Origin of the sequence: Bifidobacterium sp. RTP21102st3_E2_RTP21102_210122, from assembly GCF_040916945.1 — a bacterium.
Classification (GTDB): Bacteria; Actinomycetota; Actinomycetes; order Actinomycetales; family Bifidobacteriaceae; genus Bifidobacterium; species Bifidobacterium longum.
The window spans coordinates 206,291-227,928 of the sequence record NZ_JBCPAN010000001.1; the positions used below are offsets into that span (position 1 = coordinate 206,291).

A 21,638-nucleotide genomic window follows, 5' to 3' on the forward strand; every position below is an offset into this window, starting at 1 on the left:
TGATTATAGAAGAAGAAACCTTGTCCCGTGAGGCGGATAGAACCGAAATATGGAAAACGAAGCAGCGCAGCAGCCCCAATCTCCGGCCGCGTCTCCAGTCATGTCCCGCCGAGCGCGTGAGGCCAATCCCTTCCGTGCCATGGTATTCGGCGAACAAGCAGACAAGATGATCGCCCAAGGTATCAGCGTCATCAAATTAAGCCTTGGCGAGCCCGATTTCGGCGCGCCGCCCGCCGTACGCGACGCCATGCGCGAACAGTACGACGGCCGGGCCCTGCCGTACACCGCCGCCATGGGCCTACCTGAACTGCGTCAGGCCATCGCCGACTTCTACCGCGAGCGTCATGACCTTGACATCGACCCCAAGCGTATCTGCGTGACCGCCGGCGGTTCGGCCGCCCTGCTGTTGGCCACCGCGCTGACCGTGGACCCCGGTGACGATGTGATTGTGGCCGACCCCTCCTACCCATGCAACCGCGAACTTGTGCGGTCGTTTGAAGGCCGGGTCATCGACGTTCCGACCTCGGCCGCCACCCGCTTCCACCTGACCGCCGACCTGTGCAGCCAGTACTGGACGAGCAAGACCAAGGCCGTAATGATCACGTCGCCGTCCAACCCCACCGGCACCACCATCGACTTCAACGTATTGGACGAGGTGTGCAAGTTGGCCGCCAGCCGCGGCGCATGGCGCATCGTGGACGAAACCTACCTCGACTTGGCTGACCGGGAGCCGGACGGTACCGAAGTCAAATCCGTGCTGGCCTGCGACCCCGATGCCATCGTATGCAACAGCTTCTCCAAGTTCTTCGGCATGACCGGCTGGCGCCTCGGCTGGGCGATTCTGCCGGACGAGCCCACTGTGCTGGAAGCGGTTGACGATCTGGCCACCAACTACTACCTGTGCGCCCACACGCCCACGCAACATGCGGCGCTCGCCTGCTTCACGCCGGAAAGCTTGGCGGAATGCGAAGCTCGTCGTCAGGAATTGCTGGCCCGTCGCCGCATTGTGATTGACGGGCTCAAGCGCATCGGTTTGCCGGTTGAGGTGGAGCCGAATGGCGCGTTCTACGCCTACTTCAACATCTCCCGTACTGGTCTGGATGCCTGGACGTTCTGCGAACGCGCGCTGGATGAAGCCCATGTGGCTCTGACTCCTGGCCGCGACTTCGGTGCGGCCACAGCGGATACGCATGTGCGCCTGAGCTATGCCGCCTCACGTGAGGCCCTGACCGAGGGGCTGGAACGTCTCGGAACGTTCGTCGAATCGTTGTGAACGGCGCGGCAGCCGGTGTGATTGTTGTACAGTAGTCGAGTTTGTGTGATGTTCGGCTGGCCTCGCGGTGTTGGTTGCCGGCCGAACGACTCGCCATGGTGGCGCACGGCTGGCTGATTGCGATGGTCGGCCCGTTGTTCGGCCATCACGGGTTGGGTAAGGTCAGGAATAGGGATCATGGTCAATCTGCGTTCGCGCACCACGCGACTTGGTGTGCTTGATATCGGTTCGAACACTATCCACATGCTTATCGTCGACGCCGCTCCCGGCGCTCGCCCTGACCCCGAGGCCAGCACCAAATCCACAGTGCGCCTGATGAAGTATTTAAAGGATGACGGCTCAATCAAGAAGTCCGGCATCGAGGCGATTCTGGAAGCCGTGTCCCAGTGTATGCGGCTGGCCGAGGAATACGAAATCACCCAGCTGCTGGTTATGGCCACCTCCGCCCTGCGTGAGGCGCCGAACGGCAACAAGGTGATTCACAAGATCGAGGAACTGATTGGTCAGGGCGTCACCGTGTTGTCTGGCACGGATGAGGCTCGCCTGACCTTCCTGGCCGCCCGCCGTTGGTACGGTTGGGATGCCGGCCGACTGCTGGTGCTGGACATTGGCGGCGGCTCGCTTGAAGTGGCGATGGGTTCCGACGAAGAGCCGACCGTGGCGCTTTCCGCCCCGGCTGGCGCGGGCCGCGTCACCACTGAATTTCTGCCTTCCGGCATGGCCACGCCCGACGAGTTGGAAGACGTGCGTAAGAACGTGCGCAAGATTCTGGAGCCGATGGTCAAGGTTTTCCCGCAATCCAAGCACCCGAATCATGCGGTTGGTACCTCCAAGACCTTCCGTTCGCTGGCTCGCCTGTGCGGTGCGGTGATGCGTGCGCCGGGCCGTGAGGATTCGTGGATTATGACCCGCGAACAACTAGAGGATTGGATTCCGCGTCTGGCGGCGATCGCGCCTGAGCAGCGCGTGGCTTTGCCTGGCATCACTCCTGAACGCACGATGCAGATTGTGGGCGGCGGCGTGGTGGCCGACGAGATCATGAAGGCCCTGAATATTCAGGAAGTCGAAATCTGCCCGTGGGCCCTGCGCGAAGGCGCAATCCTGCGCTGGCTCGACCAGTTCGGTCGCACTCGCCTCGGTTTCTAGTTCGTACGGGCTTCCTGCTAGCGGGACAAGCCGGTAAGAGGAATCTTGCCTCCGTTGGCGGGGGCTGTTGGCGAAGCCGACTGGGGGTGGTAGCCGATCACACTACGCAAATCACCCAACCGCCACGGTAGCCAACAACGCCGCATGATCGGAGCCCTCGACTTTGACCACCTTGCATTGCCCGGCCTTCATGCCCTGATCAAGCACCACGTGGTCAATACCGGCGAACATCGGCATATACACGCGGTTCGTAGGCCACGAAAACGTAAACCCGTGTCCGGATTCACGTGCGGCATCCACGAACCGGTCGCCAAGAAAATCACGGAATGGCGTGTGATCGTAAGTGGCGTTGAAATCGCCCATGAAAATATACCGTGTATCCGTATGCTCGCGCATCAGACCCAACTCATCCAGCGATCGCTTCCACTGCCGCCAGTAGCCGGGTACGGGAGCGGTGGTGTGCACGGATACGAATCGAATCTGCTGGCCACCCATATCCACCGTGCCGCCGGGCATGAATGAGGCGCTGGAATTCACGTCATCGTCGGTCGGATCGGCAAGTGGCGTGGCCGACCAGAGGCCGTTACCGAATACGCCGTCAGACGATGAGACCTGCGCATACGGCAGATAATGCTCAATACCAGCCTCATTGAGTTTTTTGACGAAATCCTCGGTGGTCTCCTGCAAAGCAAGCACTTCGACGCGCTGATCGCGAACCAGCTCGACGATGGCTTGCGGGTCGGCCTGCCCCTTATACACATTGAAGGTCATGACGCGCGCGTAGGCATCGCTGGTGTTGGGGGAGGCTGCGGCCACGGCGTTCTGCGCGGCTTGGGGGAGTGGATCGGTCGAGTAGAAGAACGGATATTGCCAATAGCCATTGCATGCGATTGCGGCGATGGCGATTAGTGCGGCAAGGATACGCCGCGACACGATGGCCAACAGCAGGGCAATCAAGCCAAGCAACGTGAACCATGGCGTTGCCGATACCACAATCGGCGCAAATGGCAGTTCCTGTAAATCGGCAGGCAGCGCGCGGGCGGCAGCGCCGGCAAGGGCAAGAAGCGCGAACATCGTGGCGAGAAAACCAAGCAGACGATGCCGTTTGTGTGGCTTCACGGCAGACTTGGATACTGGGCGTGCCGTGGCTCTGGCAGAGCGTGGCTTGGCAGCGGCGCGAGCTCGTACGCTTGCGCCTGTGGTAGTACTCCGTGCCTTTGCCATGCTGCCCTTTCCTCCGGCTTGTTTACTGTTACTTTGCTTTTCGTGCGATTTGCCACTGTACCGTGTACGGCTTGTCTTTCAGTGTCTTTTCGCCGTGCGCAAGAGCAGTTCGCACCAAACTGGCACGAAAGACCGGGCCATGACCTGATGTCGGGTTCCTCCATGTGGCTTGCTCAGGTTGCCGGATGGCTTGCGCAAGCTGCCACGCGAACATGATGCGACTGGGCGTGTGGCCGTGTACAATGAAACGTCGTTGCCCGAGTAGCTCAGTGGATAGAGCACCGCTCTCCTAAAGCGGGTGTCGTCGGTTCGAATCCGATCTCGGGCACTTGGCTTCGGAAACATGACGGTATCTCAGCCTCTATTCATCGGTGATGAGCCATGGGCATTAGGCATGTGTAAACGTATAGGTTCCACTATCCATCATCCCGTCGTGTGAAACTATGCAAAGACATGTGGGGCTTCACGGTTGTCGTGAGGGTCCATGGCTATCGAATACACGGAAGAGAAGCGGTTTACTGTTGAGCAGGTTGAGGCGCTGTTCAAGTCGGTAGGTTGGGAATCGGCGCAGTGGCCGGAACGGTTGTTCAAGGCATTGCAGCATTCGGATACGGTGATCAGCGCATGGGATGGCGGCCATTTGGTCGGCTTGGTTCGCGTGCTCGACGATACCGAAATGGTGGCCTATATGCATTGGGTGCTGGTAGATCCGGCATATCACGGGCAGCATATCGGCAGCCATCTCGTTGAACTGGTCAAGGCTAAGTATCGCGACTACTTCTTGCTGGAAGTCATGCCTGAGGAAAGCAAAAACGCACCGTTCTACCAGAAGCATGGCTTCCACCTGATGGACGATGGCCGCGCCATGCAAATCGTCAATCGCGGCTGACGGGCTGGCAGTGCGGACGGCGCAAGAGCGGCGGCATGCGCCAATCGTGGGCAACGTACGTAGTCGTTGACGGTTATCCCGTAGCAATGTTCACAATACGACCCCTTGTCCATACAGTGAAAATAACGGCTGACGTTCGACGTTGCTGCGCTATGACTAGAGACCATGAGTGAAGACAAACAGTATGACTTCTATGTGGCCGGTCCGTTCTTTGATCCTGAACAAACGGCAAGTATGGAACGTTTGGAAAAGATATTGGAAGACCATGGCAAGGTACTGTTCAAGCCGCGGTTTGTCAGCCAGATCGAAGAAGTAGGCCCTGAAGGATGCTTTGCGGACGATATCCATGGCATTAATGCTGCTAAAGCCGTGGTCGCCAATCTTATGGACGAGGACCCGGGCACGATGTTCGAAATCGGATATGCGCATGCGCTGGGAATCCCGGTGTACGGCTATTTCGAAAACCTTACGCCAATGGATCGTGTCAATCTGATGATTGCGCAAGCGGTCGAACTGGTGTTCGTCGGTCCTGATGATGTGGCGAAATACTTGGAAACCGGCGAGCATACGGAAGTCGATTACATCCAGTTCTAAACAGCTCTAACAGGTTCTCTGCAAGCAGGGTTGGCGGCGTTCTCGTACATAGTCATGTACGGGAACGCCGCAGTGGTATAGGGATATTCCAACAAGCGGCATAATGGGGTCGTGGGAAAACCAGTCGGATACAAGTGAAGTGTCTGAATTTCGTAAGGAGTGCCGTTATGAGTAACCACAATCCCATGAATATTGCCACCGACTTTGCCAAGGCCACGGGAGGAACCGCTCGCAAAGTTGTTGCTTTGACCGATAAAGGTCCGTTGAATGGCTTTAAGAAATTCCTGTCGCGCGGATCGATGATTGATATGGCGGTAGGTGTGGTGATGGGCTCTGCCGTTACCGCTGTGGTCAATTCCATCGTCGACAATCTCATCAGTCCATTAATCGGCATGATTGGCGGCGTACCGGATCTTTCCGGACTGCTGACCATCACGTTCAACAACTCGACTGTTTCATTTGGTGCGATTCTTAACGCGCTGATTAACTTCCTGCTTGTTGGCGTGGCGGTGTATTTCTGCGTGATTTTGCCGATTAATAAGCTTCGTGATCTCACTGCTGCCCAGGATGAGGCTGACGCTGAAGAACAGGGGCCTAGCGTTGAAGAGCAGACTCTCGCCACGCTGCAGGAGATTCGCGACGAGCTGAAAAAGGCCAATAACTCCGCCGAGTAATCTGCTGAATGTACGGTGCGACAGATTTACCTGGTTTGCCCGAAATAACGGATTGCCGGGGCCATTTGGTCTGGACAATCCGTTGTTTCGCGCGTGTTTTGTAGCATCCGTGGAGTTACATGGGGAGTATGACTGAAAACATCGCTGATAAGGCCATAAACGATACTCGTATCGTCAAGCAGTTCACCAATCCCGTCAAGGAGCCGATTGACAGCGACATCAACCTGTTCGATCTGCTCGATAACCGCGCCAAGCGCGATCCCGAAGGTGCCATGATCGAATACAAGGGCGATGATGGCACTTGGCACCCGTACAGCGCCCAAGTATTCCGTGACATGGTCATCGACTTGGCCAAGGGCCTGGTCGGACTTGGCGTCAATAAGGGCGATTCAGTCGCCATCGTCTCGCGCACCCGCTGGGAATGGACCGCGCTGGATATGGCGATCATGTCCATCGGCGCGCTCACCGTGCCGGTGTACGAGACCAACTCCGCCAGCCAGGTCAGCTGGATTTTCAACGATTCCAAAGTCACGCTCGCCATCGCCGAAGATGACGGGCAGCGTGACAAGATCGAATCCGTGCGCGATGAGGTGCCCACCCTGCGCAACGTGTTCGTAATCGAGGCCGGCGGTCTGAACGCCATCAAGACCTACGGCGAAAGCGTCACCGACGCCGAATTCTGGGAATACAAGGAAGCCTCCCACGGCGACGACCGCGCCACCATCGTCTACACATCCGGCTCTACAGGCACCCCGAAGGGCGTGGAACTGACCCACCGCAACTTCGCCTTCCTGGTGCTTTCCGCGCTGCAGTACATGCCTCGTGCCGGCGCATGGCCCAACCGCCGTCTGCTGCTGTTCCTGCCCCTGAGCCATGTGTTCGCCCGATTCCTGGAATTCTTCAGTTTTGGCGGCACGATTTCGCTGGCCCTGAGCTCCAATATGAAGACGATGGTCAAGGACTTCGAGACCTTCGGTCCCACGCTGCTGCTCGCCGTGCCGCGTGTGTACGAGAAGGTCTACAACGCCGCCTCCCAGCGCGCCGGCACCGGATTCGCTGGCAAGATGTTCATGCGCGCCGCCGAAAACGCGCGCGAATGGTCCAAGGCCGAGCAGAAGGGCGAACAGCTGCCGATTGCCGGACGTATCGCCCACGCCTTCTACGAGCAGGTGGTGTACAAGAAGATTCGCACGATTTTCGGTCCGAACGCCGACTTCGCCATCACCGGCGGCGCTCCGATGGACTCCGAGCTTTCCCACTTCTTCAACGGCATCGGCATGCCGGTGCTGGAAGGCTACGGCATGACCGAAACCTGCGGCCCGGTGTGTGTGAGCTTGCCAGAGGACAACCGCATCGGCACCATCGGCATGCCGATGTGCGGTATCACCGCCGGCATTGCCGAGGACGGCGAGCTGGTGGTCAAAGGACCGCTGGTGTGCAAGGGCTACCACAACAACCCTGGGGTCACTGCCCAGCAGATCACTGATGGCTGGCTGCACACCGGCGATCTGGGCGATATCTCCGAAGATGGCTTCATCTCCATCACCGGCCGTAAGAAAGACCTCATCATCACCGCTGGTGGCAAGAATGTGTCGCCGGGTCTGCTTGAGGCTTCCGTGATGACCTCGCCTGTGGTCAACCAGTGCTTGGTTATTGGTGATAAGAAGCCGTTCGTGGCCGCTCTGGTCACGCTGGATCTGGCGGATGCCAACAATTGGCTGGAATCCCAGGGCGCCAAACCGGAACCCGATCTGGCCTCGCTGGCCAAGAACGCCATCGTTCACGCTGAGGTGGAGCGTGCGGTGAACGCCGCCAACGAGGGCGTTTCCCGCGCCGAGTCGATTCGTAAGTTCGAGATTCTGCCAGACGAATTCACCGAGGCCAACGGCATGCTGACCCCGAGCCTGAAGACCCGTCGCGCGCAAATCGTTGAGCACTATCGCGAGCTCATTGACGACGTGATCTACGTGCCGTTGAAGAAGTAGCTATCAACTCCCTCTGATCCAAAAAATAAGCTCTCTCTGACGAGGGAACTGTCAGCCGCAGGCTGACTGGGAGAGACCGCGGCTAGCCCGCGAAACAACAAGGCCGGGTGCGACTTGCACCCGGCCTCAGCTTATTCAGTCCAAAATCGCCGAAACATAATCGGCGGCGGCCTGATCCAGCTCCGCATCGCCGATGGTGGCGGTGCCCTGCACCAGGAACGGCTCAGCATAGTTCATGCCGACCTTGTACGCCACGACCTCAAACGGGCTTAGCAGCTCCTCCATGGTGTGGCTGTACTCGCCGTCCTTGCGGTACTTGGCGGCGTCGGAACCAGTGGTGACCACCAGTTTGAGCTCCTTGCCCTTCAACGCATGGGCTCCGGCGTAGGCCCAGCCGGCGGTGATGACCTCGTCTTCCCATTCCTTGAGTAGCGCGGGGGAGGAGTACCAGTAGAACGGGAACTGAAGGATTACGCGGTCGGCAGCCTCCAGCAGCTCGTGCTCTGTGTCGGCGTTGACGGAGAAGTTCGGGTATTCGGCGTATTCGTCGCGCACGATGATGTCGTCCTCGCCCTGTGCGGTGAGTTCGGCGAGCAGGCGGGCGTTCACGCGCGAGCCGTCCTTAAGATGCGGATGGAATACAAGAATCAACGTTGACATGGGATTTCCCTTCTATAAACTGCTGCCAATGTGGCCTAATCACCACTATCGTATGCCGGGAAGCAGAACTCAGTCCAGTCCGGACTCAGGTGCGAGCCGCGGGATGCCGCGCCGGGAGGCAACTCAGTCGAGGTTGGACTGCGTGCCTGCGGTGGCTTCGTTGGCGGCTTGCTCGGCTTGTGCTTGGTCGAGCTTGGCACGGACGTCGTTGAGCAGACCCTGGGCGCGCTTAGCCAAGGCCTCGCCGATCTCCCATTGACGCATCGACTGGTCAAGATTGAGGCCGCCGGTTTCCAGTGCCTGGACAGCCTGAATCAGCTTGTCGCGCGCCTCCTCATATGGCATCTGGGCGATGAGCTCGCGTTCCTTGTCCGTCAGGGACGTGGCGGGGGTGTTCATGTCGGTGGATGTGGCGTTTTCGGTCATGATGTTCTCCTTATATATACGGTATATATGCGTGGCTGCGTATGGCGTGTCACGCGGTTGCGGATGTGGTGGTTGCGGTAATGACACCCTTCTTCAAGGTGACGGTGATGCCATCCCCAGGGCTTACCTGCGAAGCATCGTCTAGTACGTGGCCATCGGCGGACTGCACCACCGCATAGCCTCGGTTCAACGTGGATTGCGGGCTGAGTGCGGTCAGTGAGGCGTGAGCTCGCTCGACGGTGAGCTGGGCATCGTCCACGATGCGTCGCAGCCCGATATCGAGCCGTTGCAACGAGTCGTCAATTAAGCGCTGATGAGGCTCAAGCATGGTGTGCGGCTGTGTCAGGCTCGGGCGGTTCGCATATCCCTCGATAAGTCGAATCTCGTTCTCCACGCGCGAACGGACCCGCAGTCGCATACGGTCGATGGCACCTTCGATGAGCTGCGACTGCTCACGCACATCCGGCACCACGCGCTTGGCCGCATCGGTAGGGGTGGAGGCGCGCAGATCGGCGACCAGATCCAGCAATGTCCAGTCATCCTCATGCCCGATGGAGGAGATTAATGGTGTAGTGCAGGCATACGCCGCACGAACCACACGCTCATCCGAGAAACCGATGAGATCCTCAAACGAGCCGCCGCCACGGGCCACGATGATCACATCCACGCTCGGGTCGGCATCGAGTTGTGCAATGGCCTGAACCACCTCGGCCGGGCATTGCTCGCCCTGAACATGCACATGGACCACCTTGAAGGTTACGGAAGGCCAACGAAGGTTCACATTGGTGATCACATCGCCTTCCGCACGTGCCTGAGGTGCGCAAATCAGGCCAATAGTCTTCGGAAACTCCGGGAGAGGCAGTTTGTGATCGGCATCGAACAGGCCCTCGCCCTTAAGCTGCTTGCGCAATTCGTCGATCATGGCCTTGAGGCTGCCACCGGCTCCGACCTTGAGAATCGTGTCCCCGCGCAACGACAGCGAAGTGCGCTTCATCCACAGGTTCGGTTTGCCGTGAATCACCACGCGGTCGCCCTGAACGAACTGGCTGGCTGCGGCCGCGAACCTGCCGAAGCCATTGACTTCCATGGCGATATCCTCGAAGTCGTCGCGCAGCGTGATGTAGGCCGAGCCGGCGCGACGGGTATTGATCTGCGTGATCTGGCCGGTGACCCACGCGGACGGCCATCGTTCCACGGCACCGTAGAACTTCTGGCTCAGCACGCTTACCGGCCACGGATTTTGCGCGGTGGTTTCAGCGGCGCGTGCAGGCAGCTGATCGATAGGGCGAGGCTCATTCGGCAGATTGATGGCGCCCCGATCGGGCGCGAAAGTGCCTTGACCCGGCTCAAAGCCAGACGAGGCCAGTGAAGCGGCGGTCGGTGGACGGCCGGTAGATGAGTAGCCCATTGCAGTAGTCATGCACTCCACTATAAGTGCGTTGGTTGATGACGGTAAAAATTTACCGTCGCCTGAAAACGGTGTGATGATGAATGCAAGAACCGTACGAAGCGATGTATCAGCCGATGATGGAGATGGTCTGGTGCATCAGAAGAAAGGAGTCATTATGGCGAAGAAACGGGTGCTATGAAGAGGAGTGAGATATGCGTTGCACTGACGATTGAGAGTCGTCAGTGAGCTCGCTGTGCGACACGCGAGCAGAAAACAGTTACGCTAATCACACACTTGTAGTTTTGGCGAAAAATAGCCGAAAAACCCTATAAATAGTTCGACACACCACTGTTGAGCACTAGATATAGGGGTGGGGATGCCGTATTCTTCTAGAGGTTCAAGAAAACGATATCAATGTAATTTCGTGTGGCCCACGTCGAGTGCGGCCAAAATGCGGAACTCAGGAGAGTGTTCGCCTTATAGGAAAGGGGTGCCCGATGGGCGCACAGGTGCTGGAGGAAACCGTCACCGATAACGAGACCAAGGTGGCCGCCAAGGCCTCCACCGTGCTCGTTGAGAAGCGTGATGGTCGTGTGGTCGACTTCGACCCCATCAACATCATCTCTGCGGTCAAGTCTGCTTTCGGTGACCTGAACAAGGAAGTCGGCCCCGAAGAAGATGCCATGATCCGTGGTTTCGCCAACCAAGTCGAAGGCGAAATCAAGGGGCGTTACACCGGCCCCGCCAAAATCGAGGACATCCAGAATCTCGTGGAGCACGCCCTCATTGACGCCCACCTGTACGATGTGGCTCGCGCCTACACCAATTACCGTCTCGACAAGGACATTCAGCGTGCCAAGGCCACTGATGTGAACGAGGCCGTTGCTCGCTTCATTAATCATGACCCGACCCTGATTCACGAGAACGCGAACAAGGATTCCAACGTCTACTCCACCCAGCGTGATCTGCTGGCTGGTGCCGTGTCCAAGGCTGCCGCGTTCAACATGCTGCCGCCGGCGGTGTCCAACGCCCACATGAAGGGCGATATTCACTTCCACGATGCCGACTACTCGCCGTTCACTGCCCAGTCCAACTGCTCTTTGCCGAACTTCTGGGACATGTTGGCCAATGGCTTCACTCTTGGCAACGCTCCGATGGCTTCCCCGAAGTCCATCGCCATTGCGGCCACCCAGATTACCCAGATCATGAAGGACGTGGCCTCCAGCCAGTATGGTGGCCAGACCGCCAACCGTGCCGACGAGCATCTTGCCCAGTATGCCAAGAAGGATTACGAGAAGTTCCTTGAGGAAGCTCGTGAGACCATCCCCGACGGCATGCCGGTTGAATTCGCCCGTCGTCAGGTCGAGAGCGCCAAGAAGAACGAGCCCGCCAAGCTGCATTTCGGTTCCCGTGAACCGCTGCCGATGGACACCCCGTTCCACACCGACGTTGACGAACTTGAGCAGGAGCGTGAAATCCTCGCCAAGATTCGTACCCGCAAGGCCATCTATGATGCCATGCAGACCATGGAATACCAGATCAACTCCAACCGTGTGTCCAACGGCCAGACCCCGTTCGTGACTGTCGGCTTTGGTCTCGGCACCGACTGGTTCTCTCGTGAAGTGCAGCGCGCAATCCTGCTGAACCGTATTCGCGGCCTCGGCAAGGAACACCACACCGCCATCTTCCCGAAGCTCGTCTTTACTGTGAAGCACGGCGTGAACGCCGACCCGGGTGACCCGAACTACGATCTGAAGCAGCTCGCCCTCGAGTCCGCCACCAAGCGCATGTACCCGGATGTGGTGTTCTACGAGAACATCGTCAAGATCACAGGCTCCTTCAAGGCTCCGATGGGTTGCCGCTCCTTCCTGCAGGGTTGGATCAACCCGGAGACCGGCAAGGATGAAGAAGACGGCCGTATGAACCTCGGCGTGGTCACCGTCAATGTGCCGCGTATCGCCATCGAATCCCACGGTGACAAGGCTCGCTTCTGGAAGCTGTTCGAGGAGCGCATGGAAGTGGCCCACCAGGCCCTCCAGTTCCGCATCATGCGCTGCAAGGAAGCCACCCCGGTCAACGCCCCGACCCTGTTCCGCTTCGGTGCGTTCGGTCGTCTTGGTGCCAACGACAACGTGGACCAGCTGTTCAAGAACGAGCGTGCCACCGTGTCGCTCGGCTACATCGGCCTTGCCGAGACCACCGCGGTCTTCTACGGCAAGAACTGGATTCGCGACCACGGCTGGGATCCGGAAGGCAAGGAGTTCGCGCTGTCCATCGTCAAGCGCATGAACGAGCTGTGCAAGCAGTGGAGCAAAGCGGAGGGCTACCACTATTCCGTGTACTCCACTCCGGCTGAATCCCTGACCGACCGCTTCAACCGCATGGACCGTGAAAAGTTCGGCCGTATCGAAGGCGTGACTGACCACGACTTCTACACCAACTCCTTCCACTACCCGGTGTGGTTGCAGCCCACCCCGATGGAGAAGCTCAGCTACGAGAAGGACTTCCCGTACTACGCTTCCGGCGGCTTCATCAACTACTGCGAGTACCCGTGCCTGCAGGACAACCCGAAGGCGCTCGAAGCCGTGTGGGATTACGCCTACAACATCGGCATCGGCTACCTGGGCACCAACACCCCGATCGACCACTGCTTCGTGTGCGGCTTCCAGGGCGACTTCGAGCCGACCGAGGAAGGCTTCAAGTGCCCGGAGTGCGGTAACTCCAACCCGGACAAGTGCAACGTCACCAAGCGCACCTGCGGCTATCTCGGCAGCCCGGTCCAGCGCCCGATGGTGCACGGCCGTCACGAGGAAATTGCCCACCGAGTCAAGCACATGAGCGGCGAAACCGGTCGTGTGACGCTGGATGACGGAACCACTCGCGAGTGGTTCGAAGAGACCAAGTAGGGTTTATACTTGCTCCCGCTGACGGGAGCTGTAGAGCGTAAGCGAGACTGAGGGCGGTCATCCTTTATGGTGTTGACCACCCTCAGTCCGTCTGATGACGGACAGCTCCCGCCAGCGGGAGCTAATGCTTTCCGTAAGGAGGGAATCATGCCGGAGCTGCATACGACCAAGCCCGAACCCAAGCGCCATGACTTTGCGGCCGGCGAGACCGGGCGTGGCCCCTCCGTACCCTCCAACGGTCTTGCCAACGATCCGAAAGCCGGTCAATGGGATGGCCGGCGCATGTCCAAGCGGATGATCGCCGACTACAAAACCTTCATTGTCACCGACGGAGAAGGCGTGCGCAACTCCCTTTACGTCTCCGGTTGCCCCTTCCACTGCGTCGACTGCTTCAACGCCTCCATCTGGGATTTCCAAGCCGGCCACGAATACACGCAAAAACTTGAAGACAAAATCATCGAAGATCTGAAAGCCCCATGGGTGCAAGGCATTACGTTCCTTGGCGGCGAGCCATTCCTCAACACTCCCGTGCTGGTGCCGCTCGCACAACGTATCCGTCAGGAATTCGGCCATACCAAAGATATCTGGTCGTGGACCGGCTACACATGGGAAGAGCTCATGCGCCTCGGAGAAACACCAGACAAGCTTGAATTGCTGCATCTTATCGACATCCTCGTCGACGGCCGCTACCTCAAAGACCAGAAGGACTCGCTGCTGCAATTCCGTGGCTCCAGAAACCAGCGCATCCTCGATGTGTCCAAGTCCCTAGAAGCCGGCGAACCGGTCATCTGGGCCAAGCTCCACGATCAAGAACGAGATATCCCCGAAATCTATTTGAGAGACCGCGAAGCCGGCGAAGGCCAACAGGCCTCGTAGTAGCAGGTCCGGAATGCCGCACTCAGCAATATCGTCGGAACTGTTGGGAAACGGCCTTCCCGTGAGCGAAATCACCATGCCCGGCGTCACGTTGGGCAGGTGGTCGGACTAATATTCCAGAAGAAGTAGCCGGGCGAAGCCGTCCGCAGGTATCTGCCAGCCGTCCCGAAACGGCTCATGATGCCTGAAGGCGCACATACCCGGAAGTCGGAATTAAGAGGAACACATGGTTGACATCGTCACTGACGCGAGCGTAAAGCCCGCTTCACACCCGAAGCCCCTGCGTGTGGGATTGGACATCGGTTCCACCACCGTCAAGGCCGTGGTGCTTGATCAGTCCGATTCCCTGAAAGACACCCTCTTCTCCGATTACCGACGCCACCACGCCAACGTGCGTGCCACCGTGGCCGGCCTGTTGGTCGACATCCGTAAAGAGCTCGTGGAACTAGGTCGAGGCGATGAGCCGATTCGCCTGTCTATCACCGGTTCCGGCGGTCTGGCGCTTGCTGACAATCTGCATGTGCCTTTCATTCAGGAGGTCATCGCCGAAACCGAGGCAATCGACAAGGAATACCCGCAGGCCGATGTCATCATCGAGCTCGGCGGCGAGGACGCCAAAATCACCTACCTGAAACCCACGCCCGAACAACGCATGAACGGTTCGTGCGCAGGCGGTACCGGCGCGTTCATTGACCAGATGTCCACGCTGCTTGACACTGACGCCGCAGGCCTCAACGAGATGGCCAAGAGCTACGAGAACCTGTATCCAATCGCCTCGCGTTGTGGCGTGTTCGCCAAAACCGATTTGCAGCCGCTGATCAACGATGGTGCGGCCAAGCCTGATCTCGCCGCCTCCATCTTCACCGCAGTGGCCACGCAGACCATCGCCGGCCTGGCTTCCGGCCGCCCGATCCACGGTACCGTCATCTTCCTCGGCGGCCCGCTGTTCTTCATGTCCGAACTGCGCGCCGCCTTCCAGCGTGCCCTTGAAGGCAAGGTCGACGAGTTCATCGTGCCGACCGACGCCCACCTGTATGTGGCCTACGGTTCGGCATTGCAGGCCGACACGGATTCCGACGATCAGGGCCACCATTTCGAGGCCTACACCTGCGACGAAATCCTGAAGCGTTTGGACGAGCTGAAGAACCTGCCCTCCAACACGCCCACCATGCCGCCGCTGTTTCCCACCGAGGCCGACCGCGAGGACTTCAACAAGCGTCACCATAAGGAACACATCCACATCGGCACCCTCGAAGGCGCGCATGGCCCGCACTTCCTGGGCATCGACGCCGGTTCCACCACCATCAAGGCCACGCTCGTCAACGACGACCGTGAAATCGTCTGGTCCAGCTACGCCAACAACGAAGGCAGCCCGCTGACCGCCGCCATCAACATCGTCAAGAAGATCCAATCCGAGCTGCCCGAAGGCGCATGGATCGCACGCTCCTGCGCCACCGGTTACGGCGAAGGCCTCATCACCACCGGCCTGCACCTGGACGAGGGCGTGGTGGAGACCATGGCCCACTATCGTGGTGCCGAAATGGTCAGCCCCGGCGTCACCGCCGTCATCGACATCGGCGGCCAGGACATGAAATATCTGGCCATCACCGACGGCGTCATCGACTCGATCGCCGTCAACGAAGCCTGCTCGTCCGGCTGCGGCTCGTTCCTGCAGACCTTCGCCATGTCCATGGGCCTGACGATTCAGGAATTCACGCAAAAGGCTTTGGCATCCACCCATCCGGTGGACCTCGGTTCGCGTTGCACCGTGTTCATGAACTCCTCGGTCAAGCAGGCGCAGAAGGAAGGCGCCTCCATCGAGGACATCGCCGCAGGGCTGTGCTACTCCGTGGTGCGCAACGCCCTGTACAAGGTCATCAAGCTGCGTGATTCCGGCGAACTCGGCGACACTGTGGTGGTCCAGGGCGGTACGTTCCTCAACGACGCCGTGCTGCGCGCCTTCGAGCTGCTCACCGAACGTCAGGTCACCCGCCCGAACATCGCCGGCCTCATGGGCGCGTTCGGCGCCGCCCTGACCGCCCGCATGCACTATCAGGATGAGGCCGACCACTTGGATGTGGTGGTTAAGGCCGATGGGTCCGAGGAACAGTCCGAGGCCGAGCCCGCACCCAAGTCCGAGCCCAAGGCCGCAGCCTTCAAGAAGACCGAGACGGCCAAGCCCGAAGTCCATGTCGTTGTCGTGGACGGTGTGACCCACACCGCCAGCTCCATCCTGACCGGCGACGCACTCGACAATATGAGCATGACCACCGAGCGTGACGTGTGCAAGCTGTGCCAGAACCACTGCAAGCTCACCATCACCACGTTCTCCGACGGTTCGCGCTTCGTAACCGGCAACCGCTGCGAACGCGGCGGCGACGCCAAGAAGAAGCGCTCCGACCGCCCGAACCTGTACGACTACAAGTACAAGCGTTGCTTCGCCTACCGCAGGCTTACCGACAAGGCCGCCACCCGTGGCGAAATCGGCATCCCGCGCGCCCTCAACATGTACGAGAACTACCCGTTCTGGTTCACGCTGCTCACCACGCTGGGCTTCAAGGTGATGATCTCCGGCCGCAGCTCCCACGAGCTGTTCGAGACCGGCATCGAATCCATCGCCTCCGAAAACATCTGCTATCCGGCCAAGCTGGTGCACGGCCATATCAAGTGGCTGCTCGACAAGGGCGTCAAGACCATCTTCTACCCGTGCGTGAGCTACGAGGAGAACCTCGTGCCCAACACGGACAACCACTACAACTGCCCGGTCGTGGCCAACTATCCGCTCGTCGTCGGCGCCAACATGCCCGAACTGCGCGAGGACGGCGTGCGCTACATGCACCCGTACTTCAATCTCGCCAACCACGAGCTCATGGTCGACCGCATCCTCGAAGAGTTCGCCTGGGCCGACGTCACCCGTGAGGAAGTCGAAACCGCAGTCAAGGCCGCATACGCCGAAGACAAGGTCTTCAAGCACGACGTGCAGCAGGAGGGCCTGACCGCGCTCGCCTACATGAAGGAGCACAACTGCCGAGGCATCGTGCTCGCCGGCCGTCCCTACCACATCGACCCCGAAATCAACCACGGCATCCCCGAAACCATCTGCTCGCTCGGCATGGTGGTGCTCTCCGAGGATTCCATCTGCGAACTGCAGCCGGGGGAGAAGCTCAACCTCACCGAATTCCTCTCGGAAGGCGAAGCCGACCCGCGCTCCAAGAACGCCGCCGGATTCCGCCACGTAGGCGACCGCACAGTCACCAAGATGCCGTTGCGCGTCACCAACCAGTGGGCCTACCACTCCCGTCTGTACGCGGCCGCGCATTTCGTGGCCTCCTATCCGGGCCTCGAACTCGTGCAGCTCAACTCCTTCGGCTGCGGTCTCGACGCCATCACCACCGATCAGGTGGCCGAGATCCTGGCCGACAAGGCGGACGTGTACACGCTGCTGAAGATTGACGAGGTCTCCAACCTGGGCGCTGCCAAGATTCGACTGCGCTCGCTCAAGGCCGCCGTCGAGGAGCGCGAAGCCAACAAGGCCCGCGAAGCCGCCGCGACGAAGGCCGTGCAAGGCCCCAAGTCCACCGGATTCCGCAAGACCGGCTCCACCGCGCCAACCCCCGGCCGCCAGATTCTGCTTGACAGCACCATGGCCGCCAACCCGAAGCTCACCAAGGCCATGCGCGCCGCCTCCAAGCGCGCCGCCGAACGCGACCTGCAGGCCGCAGTCGCCAGCAAGAACGGCACTTCGGACGGCACTACTGGTGTGACGAACGCCAAGAACGCCAAGAAGTCCGGCCACAACAACGCCACCATGTCCCGATACGCGCATCGTGAGAAGTTCGTCAAGGACATGAAGAAGAACTATACGATTGTCGGCCCTCAGATGAGCCCGATCCACATGTCCTTGGTCGAGGCGGTCATCCGCTCCGGCGGCTACAAGTTCGACATCCTGAAGCACGCGAGCCGCGGCGACGTGGAAACCGGCCTCAAATACGTGAACAACGACGCCTGTTACCCGGCAATCATGGTCATCGGCCAGCTCATCGGCGCGATTCAGGAAGGCAAGTACGATCCGGACAAGGTGGCGCTCGCCATCACCCAGACCGGTGGTATGTGCCGTGCGACCAACTACTTCGGCCTGATCCGCAAGGCTTTGGTCGATGCCGGCTACCCGCAGATTCCGGTCATCGCCATTTCTACCCAAGGCCTCGAAGACAACCCCGGCTTCAAGGCCACCCTGCCCCTGCTGCACCGTGCCATCAAGGCGCTGATTCTGGGCGACCTGCTCATGAAGTGCCTCTACCGCGTGCGCCCGTACGAAGTGGAGAAGGGCTCGGCCAACAAGCTGTACGAGCTGTGGGACACCATCGTGCGCGAAACCATCGAACACCACGGCTATTCCAAGACCGCCGCCAAGGCGCCGGGCATCAGGAAGGGATACCTGCCGTACAACGTGCTGGCCAAGGAGATCGTGAAGTCCTTCGACAACCTGCCGCTGCGTGACATCCCACGCAAGGTGCGCGTCGGCGTGGTCGGCGAGATCCTCGTCAAGTACCAGCCGGACGCGAACAACCATGTGGTCGACGTCATAGAATCCCAGGATTGCGAGGCCGTGGTGCCCGGCATCATGGAATTCATGACCACCCGCCCCTACATCACCGACTGGAACGAGAGGAACCTTGGCATGGGCGGCAACAAGACGCTCTACGCCCTGATGCGCAAGAGTCTCGATCTGTATAACGCGCCGATCAAGGCCGCGCTGGCCACATCGAACGGCAAGTTCAAGCAGGACGAGCCGATGCCTGAACTGGTCAAGAAGGCCGCCGAAGTCACCTCCATCGGCGTGCAGGCCGGTGAGGGCTGGCTGCTGACGGCCGAGATCCTGGAGCTCATCGAACAGGGCTGCCCGAACGTGATCTGCGCGCAGCCGTTCGCCTGCCTGCCCAACCACGTGACCGGCCGCGGCATGTTCGGCAAGATTCGTCGCCTGCACCCGGAAGCCAACATCGTTTCCATCGATTACGATCCGGGTGCCTCCGAGGCGAACCAGCTCAATCGTATCAAGCTGATGATCGCCGCCGCCAAGAAGGCTCACAACGCCAAGTTCGCCGAGGCCGGCGAGCCGCAGGGCTTCACCTCCGCGGACTGATTTATGCTCTGGCTCGTCCGCAATTAAGGACGAGCTTCGCTCGCGACATGCTGGTTCGCCTATCGGCTCACCCTCGCCTACGGACAGCCCACTGGGCTGTCCGCTTTACGGCTCGGCCTCTGTGAGGGGAGCTGTCGCGCAGCGACTGAGGGGAGTCTCTAGAGCGAGAAACCGGGCCGGAGCCTGCTATCGGTTTTTCGTATAGCGTATTACGGGCTTTCGGGCACGCGCACCGGCCGGCTCGAATACGATACAAAGCATGGTTACTCCCCGAATCAGTTACGCGCACCTGCTCGCCAAGCCGAACCCCAAGCACGTCGAAAGCCTGCTCAAGTTCTTTGAGAACGGTCGCTCCCAGCGGGGCGCCGGCGGCTTCGGCGTGGAGATCGAGCACCTGCCCGTGCACAACAGCGACGACACCGCCGTAACCTACTACGAGCCGAACGGCATCGAAACGCTGCTCAAACGTCTCGTACCCTACTATGACGAGGACAAGGAATACTGGGAGAACGGCCATCTGGTGGGGCTCGCGCGCCCCGGCGTCGCCGTCTCGCTCGAACCCGGCGGCCAGGTGGAGACTTCAATCGGCATTCTGAAGAAGCCGTCCGACCTGAATACGTTGTATTCCAAGTTCCGTCGCGAGCTCGCCCCGATTCTTGACGATCTCGACTTCCGACTGGTCAACTACGGTTACCAGCCCAAATCCAGCTTTGCGGATGTGCCGGTCAACCCCAAGGATCGCTACGATGCAATGACCGACTACCTCGGCCGCGTGGGTCAGTTCGGCCCATGCATGATGCGTTGCTCCGCCTCCACCCAGGTCAGCATCGACTACGTGGACGAGCGCGATTCCATCGAAAAACTGCGGTTGGGCACCGTCATCGGTCCGATTCTGGCGTACTTCTTCCGCAACACCCCGTATTTCGAAGGTGAGACGAACCCATGGCCGTTGCTGCGCCAGCGCATGTGGGATTATCTCGACTTCCAGCGCACGAATGTGCTGCCGGGCCTGTTCGACCCGCGCTATGGGTGGGAGGATTACGCCATCGACGTGCTGTCCACGCCGCTCATGTTCGCTGACCTGACCCATACCCCTGAAGCTGTGGCTTCTGGAGCAAGCCCCAAGGAACTGCATCGCCCGGCGTTCCGTGAGAACGCGGGGGAGGTGTATCCAGACCGCGAACTCAACCCGTACGAGATCAACCACATCATCTCCACGCACTTCAATGACGTACGTCTGAAGAACTTCATCGAACTGCGTCACTGGGATTCACTGCCGATCGAGCGTGCCGAGCGTCTGACGGAGATTGTGTCCTCTCTGTTCTACGTGCCCGAGCATCGCGACCGCTTGGAAAGCTACTTCGAGGGCATCAGCGAGGAAGAGGTGTTCGAGGCCAAGGCCAACATTCAGGCCCACGGGCGCGAAGCCACGCCCTACGGCCAGCCGCTCGATTTCTGGAAGGAATTCCTGGGGCTCGAAGGCCTTTTGTCCGACATCCCCGGCGATCTGAAGCATCCCGACGTGTTCCAGGAGTAAGCGAAGAAGCATATACAGAAAAATCTATTGCGCGATATCGGTGTCGAAGGCATGACAGAATGTTTTGTTTTGGCACCGTTTTGCATATCCGGCCAAGGATATTGGATGTGGTTGCGCATGGGAGTGGGGAGAATGCGGATAGACTGGCGGATATGACAGCTGGGAATTCATTGCAGCATAAGCGTGTTCGCAAGTCGCCGGGGGAACGCCGGCGGGAAATTCTCGATGCCGCCGTGCGACTGATTTCCGAGCGTGGCTACAACGGTACTTCTGTGCAGGATGTGGCCGATGCGGTCGGTGTTACCAAGCAGGGAGTTTTGCGATATTTTCCTAGCAAAGATAACCTGCTTGCCGCGGTGTATCACGAGAATTACAACACGTTTGGCAGTGTGGAAGACTTCATGGCCTCCGGCCTGCCTGGTTCAGGGCCCGATGATTTCAGATTGCCCGCATATCTGAGGTTCTTGGTACATTGCAATTCCACGCGCCCCATGCTTGTTCAGCTGTTCTCGATATTGCAGGTCGAATCGTTCAATCCTGCGCATCCGTTACATGACGAGTTTGCCAATCGTCGGGATTCAATATGGCAATACTATTCGACATACAACTGGAACCTGCCTTCCGAATTCACCTCGTTTGAGGAGGTCCGGCCCACGTTGCGCCATGCTCTGGAGATCATGGATGGTGTGCAACTGAGGTGGTTACGGGGGCCGGCCATTGACTTATGCGATGAATGGGCCGATCTGGAGCCGGCGATATTTCCTTCGCCGATATGGGACGGGTGTCGCTGATTCGCTGTGTGCCTTGAACCGAGGCTTGTGCTTGATAGCGGCAGTAAGTATGCGGGCGAACGAAGGGGTCGCATACATACGGTCGTTTTGGTGTATGTGATGCGCGCGGCGTAAGCGTGTT

16 protein-coding genes and 1 tRNA gene are annotated in these 21,638 nt (G+C 59.4%); 13 read left to right on the top strand and 4 right to left on the bottom strand.

Annotated features, from left to right (window positions below):
* The first annotated feature begins 49 nt into the window (after positions 1–49).
* Together AB5287_RS00970 and AB5287_RS00975 are read left to right on the top strand one after the other, a co-directional pair.
* Positions 50–1,273, top strand: a complete 1,224-nt coding sequence (locus AB5287_RS00970; protein WP_368220383.1) for a pyridoxal phosphate-dependent aminotransferase — start codon at positions 50–52, stop codon at positions 1,271–1,273.
* A gap of 177 nt (positions 1,274–1,450) precedes the next feature.
* The gene (locus AB5287_RS00975) at positions 1,451–2,419 is read left to right on the top strand and encodes a Ppx/GppA phosphatase family protein (RefSeq protein WP_013141190.1); all 969 of its coding nucleotides are present in this window, start codon (positions 1,451–1,453) and stop codon (positions 2,417–2,419) included.
* 111 nt (positions 2,420–2,530) lie between these two features.
* Here AB5287_RS00975 and AB5287_RS00980 read toward each other — a convergent pair whose 3' ends face one another.
* Entirely contained in the window at positions 2,531–3,643 is a 1,113-nt protein-coding gene (locus tag AB5287_RS00980) for an endonuclease/exonuclease/phosphatase family protein (protein WP_368220384.1), read from the bottom strand.
* Positions 3,644–3,898: 255 nt separating this feature from the next.
* On the opposite strand from AB5287_RS00980, the gene AB5287_RS00985 reads away from it, so the two are divergent.
* The 5 genes from AB5287_RS00985 to AB5287_RS01005 all read left to right on the top strand — a co-directional run bounded on the left by AB5287_RS00985 (position 3,899) and on the right by AB5287_RS01005 (position 7,785).
* Positions 3,899–3,971: transfer RNA gene (locus AB5287_RS00985), tRNA-Arg, on the top strand.
* 156 nt (positions 3,972–4,127) lie between these two features.
* Positions 4,128–4,532 carry a GNAT family N-acetyltransferase gene (locus tag AB5287_RS00990; RefSeq protein WP_007052474.1) on the top strand — a complete coding sequence of 135 codons (405 nt, stop codon included), beginning with the start codon at positions 4,128–4,130 and terminating at the stop codon, positions 4,530–4,532.
* A gap of 165 nt (positions 4,533–4,697) precedes the next feature.
* Positions 4,698–5,126 (top strand): nucleoside 2-deoxyribosyltransferase, encoded by a 429-nt coding sequence (locus AB5287_RS00995; RefSeq protein ID WP_007052476.1) that lies wholly within the window; start codon positions 4,698–4,700, stop codon positions 5,124–5,126.
* A 167-nt stretch (positions 5,127–5,293) separates the two neighbouring features.
* Positions 5,294–5,800, top strand: coding sequence for a large conductance mechanosensitive channel protein MscL (mscL, locus tag AB5287_RS01000; RefSeq protein ID WP_007052477.1), 507 nt, complete (start codon positions 5,294–5,296; stop codon positions 5,798–5,800).
* Between the two features lie 128 nt (positions 5,801–5,928).
* Positions 5,929–7,785 carry a long-chain fatty acid--CoA ligase gene (locus tag AB5287_RS01005; RefSeq protein ID WP_195195439.1) on the top strand — a complete coding sequence of 619 codons (1,857 nt, stop codon included), beginning with the start codon at positions 5,929–5,931 and terminating at the stop codon, positions 7,783–7,785.
* Between the two features lie 135 nt (positions 7,786–7,920).
* Here AB5287_RS01005 and AB5287_RS01010 read toward each other — a convergent pair whose 3' ends face one another.
* From AB5287_RS01010 to xseA, 3 genes are all read right to left on the bottom strand, one after another.
* Positions 7,921–8,445, bottom strand: coding sequence for an NAD(P)H-dependent oxidoreductase (locus AB5287_RS01010; protein ID WP_007053904.1), 525 nt, complete (start codon positions 8,443–8,445; stop codon positions 7,921–7,923).
* Between the two features lie 123 nt (positions 8,446–8,568).
* Positions 8,569–8,871, bottom strand: coding sequence for an exodeoxyribonuclease VII small subunit (locus AB5287_RS01015; protein WP_007052480.1), 303 nt, complete (start codon positions 8,869–8,871; stop codon positions 8,569–8,571).
* A 49-nt stretch (positions 8,872–8,920) separates the two neighbouring features.
* Positions 8,921–10,291 carry an exodeoxyribonuclease VII large subunit gene (gene xseA / locus AB5287_RS01020; RefSeq protein WP_007053905.1) on the bottom strand — a complete coding sequence of 457 codons (1,371 nt, stop codon included), beginning with the start codon at positions 10,289–10,291 and terminating at the stop codon, positions 8,921–8,923.
* Positions 10,292–10,310: 19 nt separating this feature from the next.
* Here xseA and AB5287_RS01025 point away from each other — a divergent pair, with 19 nt between their 5' ends.
* The 6 genes from AB5287_RS01025 to AB5287_RS01050 all read left to right on the top strand — a co-directional run bounded on the left by AB5287_RS01025 (position 10,311) and on the right by AB5287_RS01050 (position 21,517).
* Complete coding sequence (locus tag AB5287_RS01025) at positions 10,311–10,460, top strand: hypothetical protein (RefSeq protein ID WP_162094058.1); 150 nt, start codon at positions 10,311–10,313, stop codon at positions 10,458–10,460.
* Positions 10,461–10,758: 298 nt separating this feature from the next.
* Positions 10,759–13,167 (top strand): anaerobic ribonucleoside-triphosphate reductase, encoded by a 2,409-nt coding sequence (nrdD, locus tag AB5287_RS01030; protein WP_217061897.1) that lies wholly within the window; start codon positions 10,759–10,761, stop codon positions 13,165–13,167.
* Between the two features lie 147 nt (positions 13,168–13,314).
* Entirely contained in the window at positions 13,315–14,043 is a 729-nt protein-coding gene (gene nrdG / locus AB5287_RS01035; RefSeq protein WP_181365456.1) for an anaerobic ribonucleoside-triphosphate reductase activating protein, read from the top strand.
* A 226-nt stretch (positions 14,044–14,269) separates the two neighbouring features.
* Entirely contained in the window at positions 14,270–19,189 is a 4,920-nt protein-coding gene (locus AB5287_RS01040) for an acyl-CoA dehydratase activase-related protein (RefSeq protein WP_368220390.1), read from the top strand.
* 259 nt (positions 19,190–19,448) lie between these two features.
* The gene (locus AB5287_RS01045) at positions 19,449–20,726 is read left to right on the top strand and encodes a glutamate-cysteine ligase family protein (protein WP_288668092.1); all 1,278 of its coding nucleotides are present in this window, start codon (positions 19,449–19,451) and stop codon (positions 20,724–20,726) included.
* 59 nt (positions 20,727–20,785) lie between these two features.
* Entirely contained in the window at positions 20,786–21,517 is a 732-nt protein-coding gene (locus AB5287_RS01050; RefSeq protein WP_095346416.1) for a TetR/AcrR family transcriptional regulator, read from the top strand.
* Positions 21,518–21,638 lie beyond the last annotated feature (121 nt).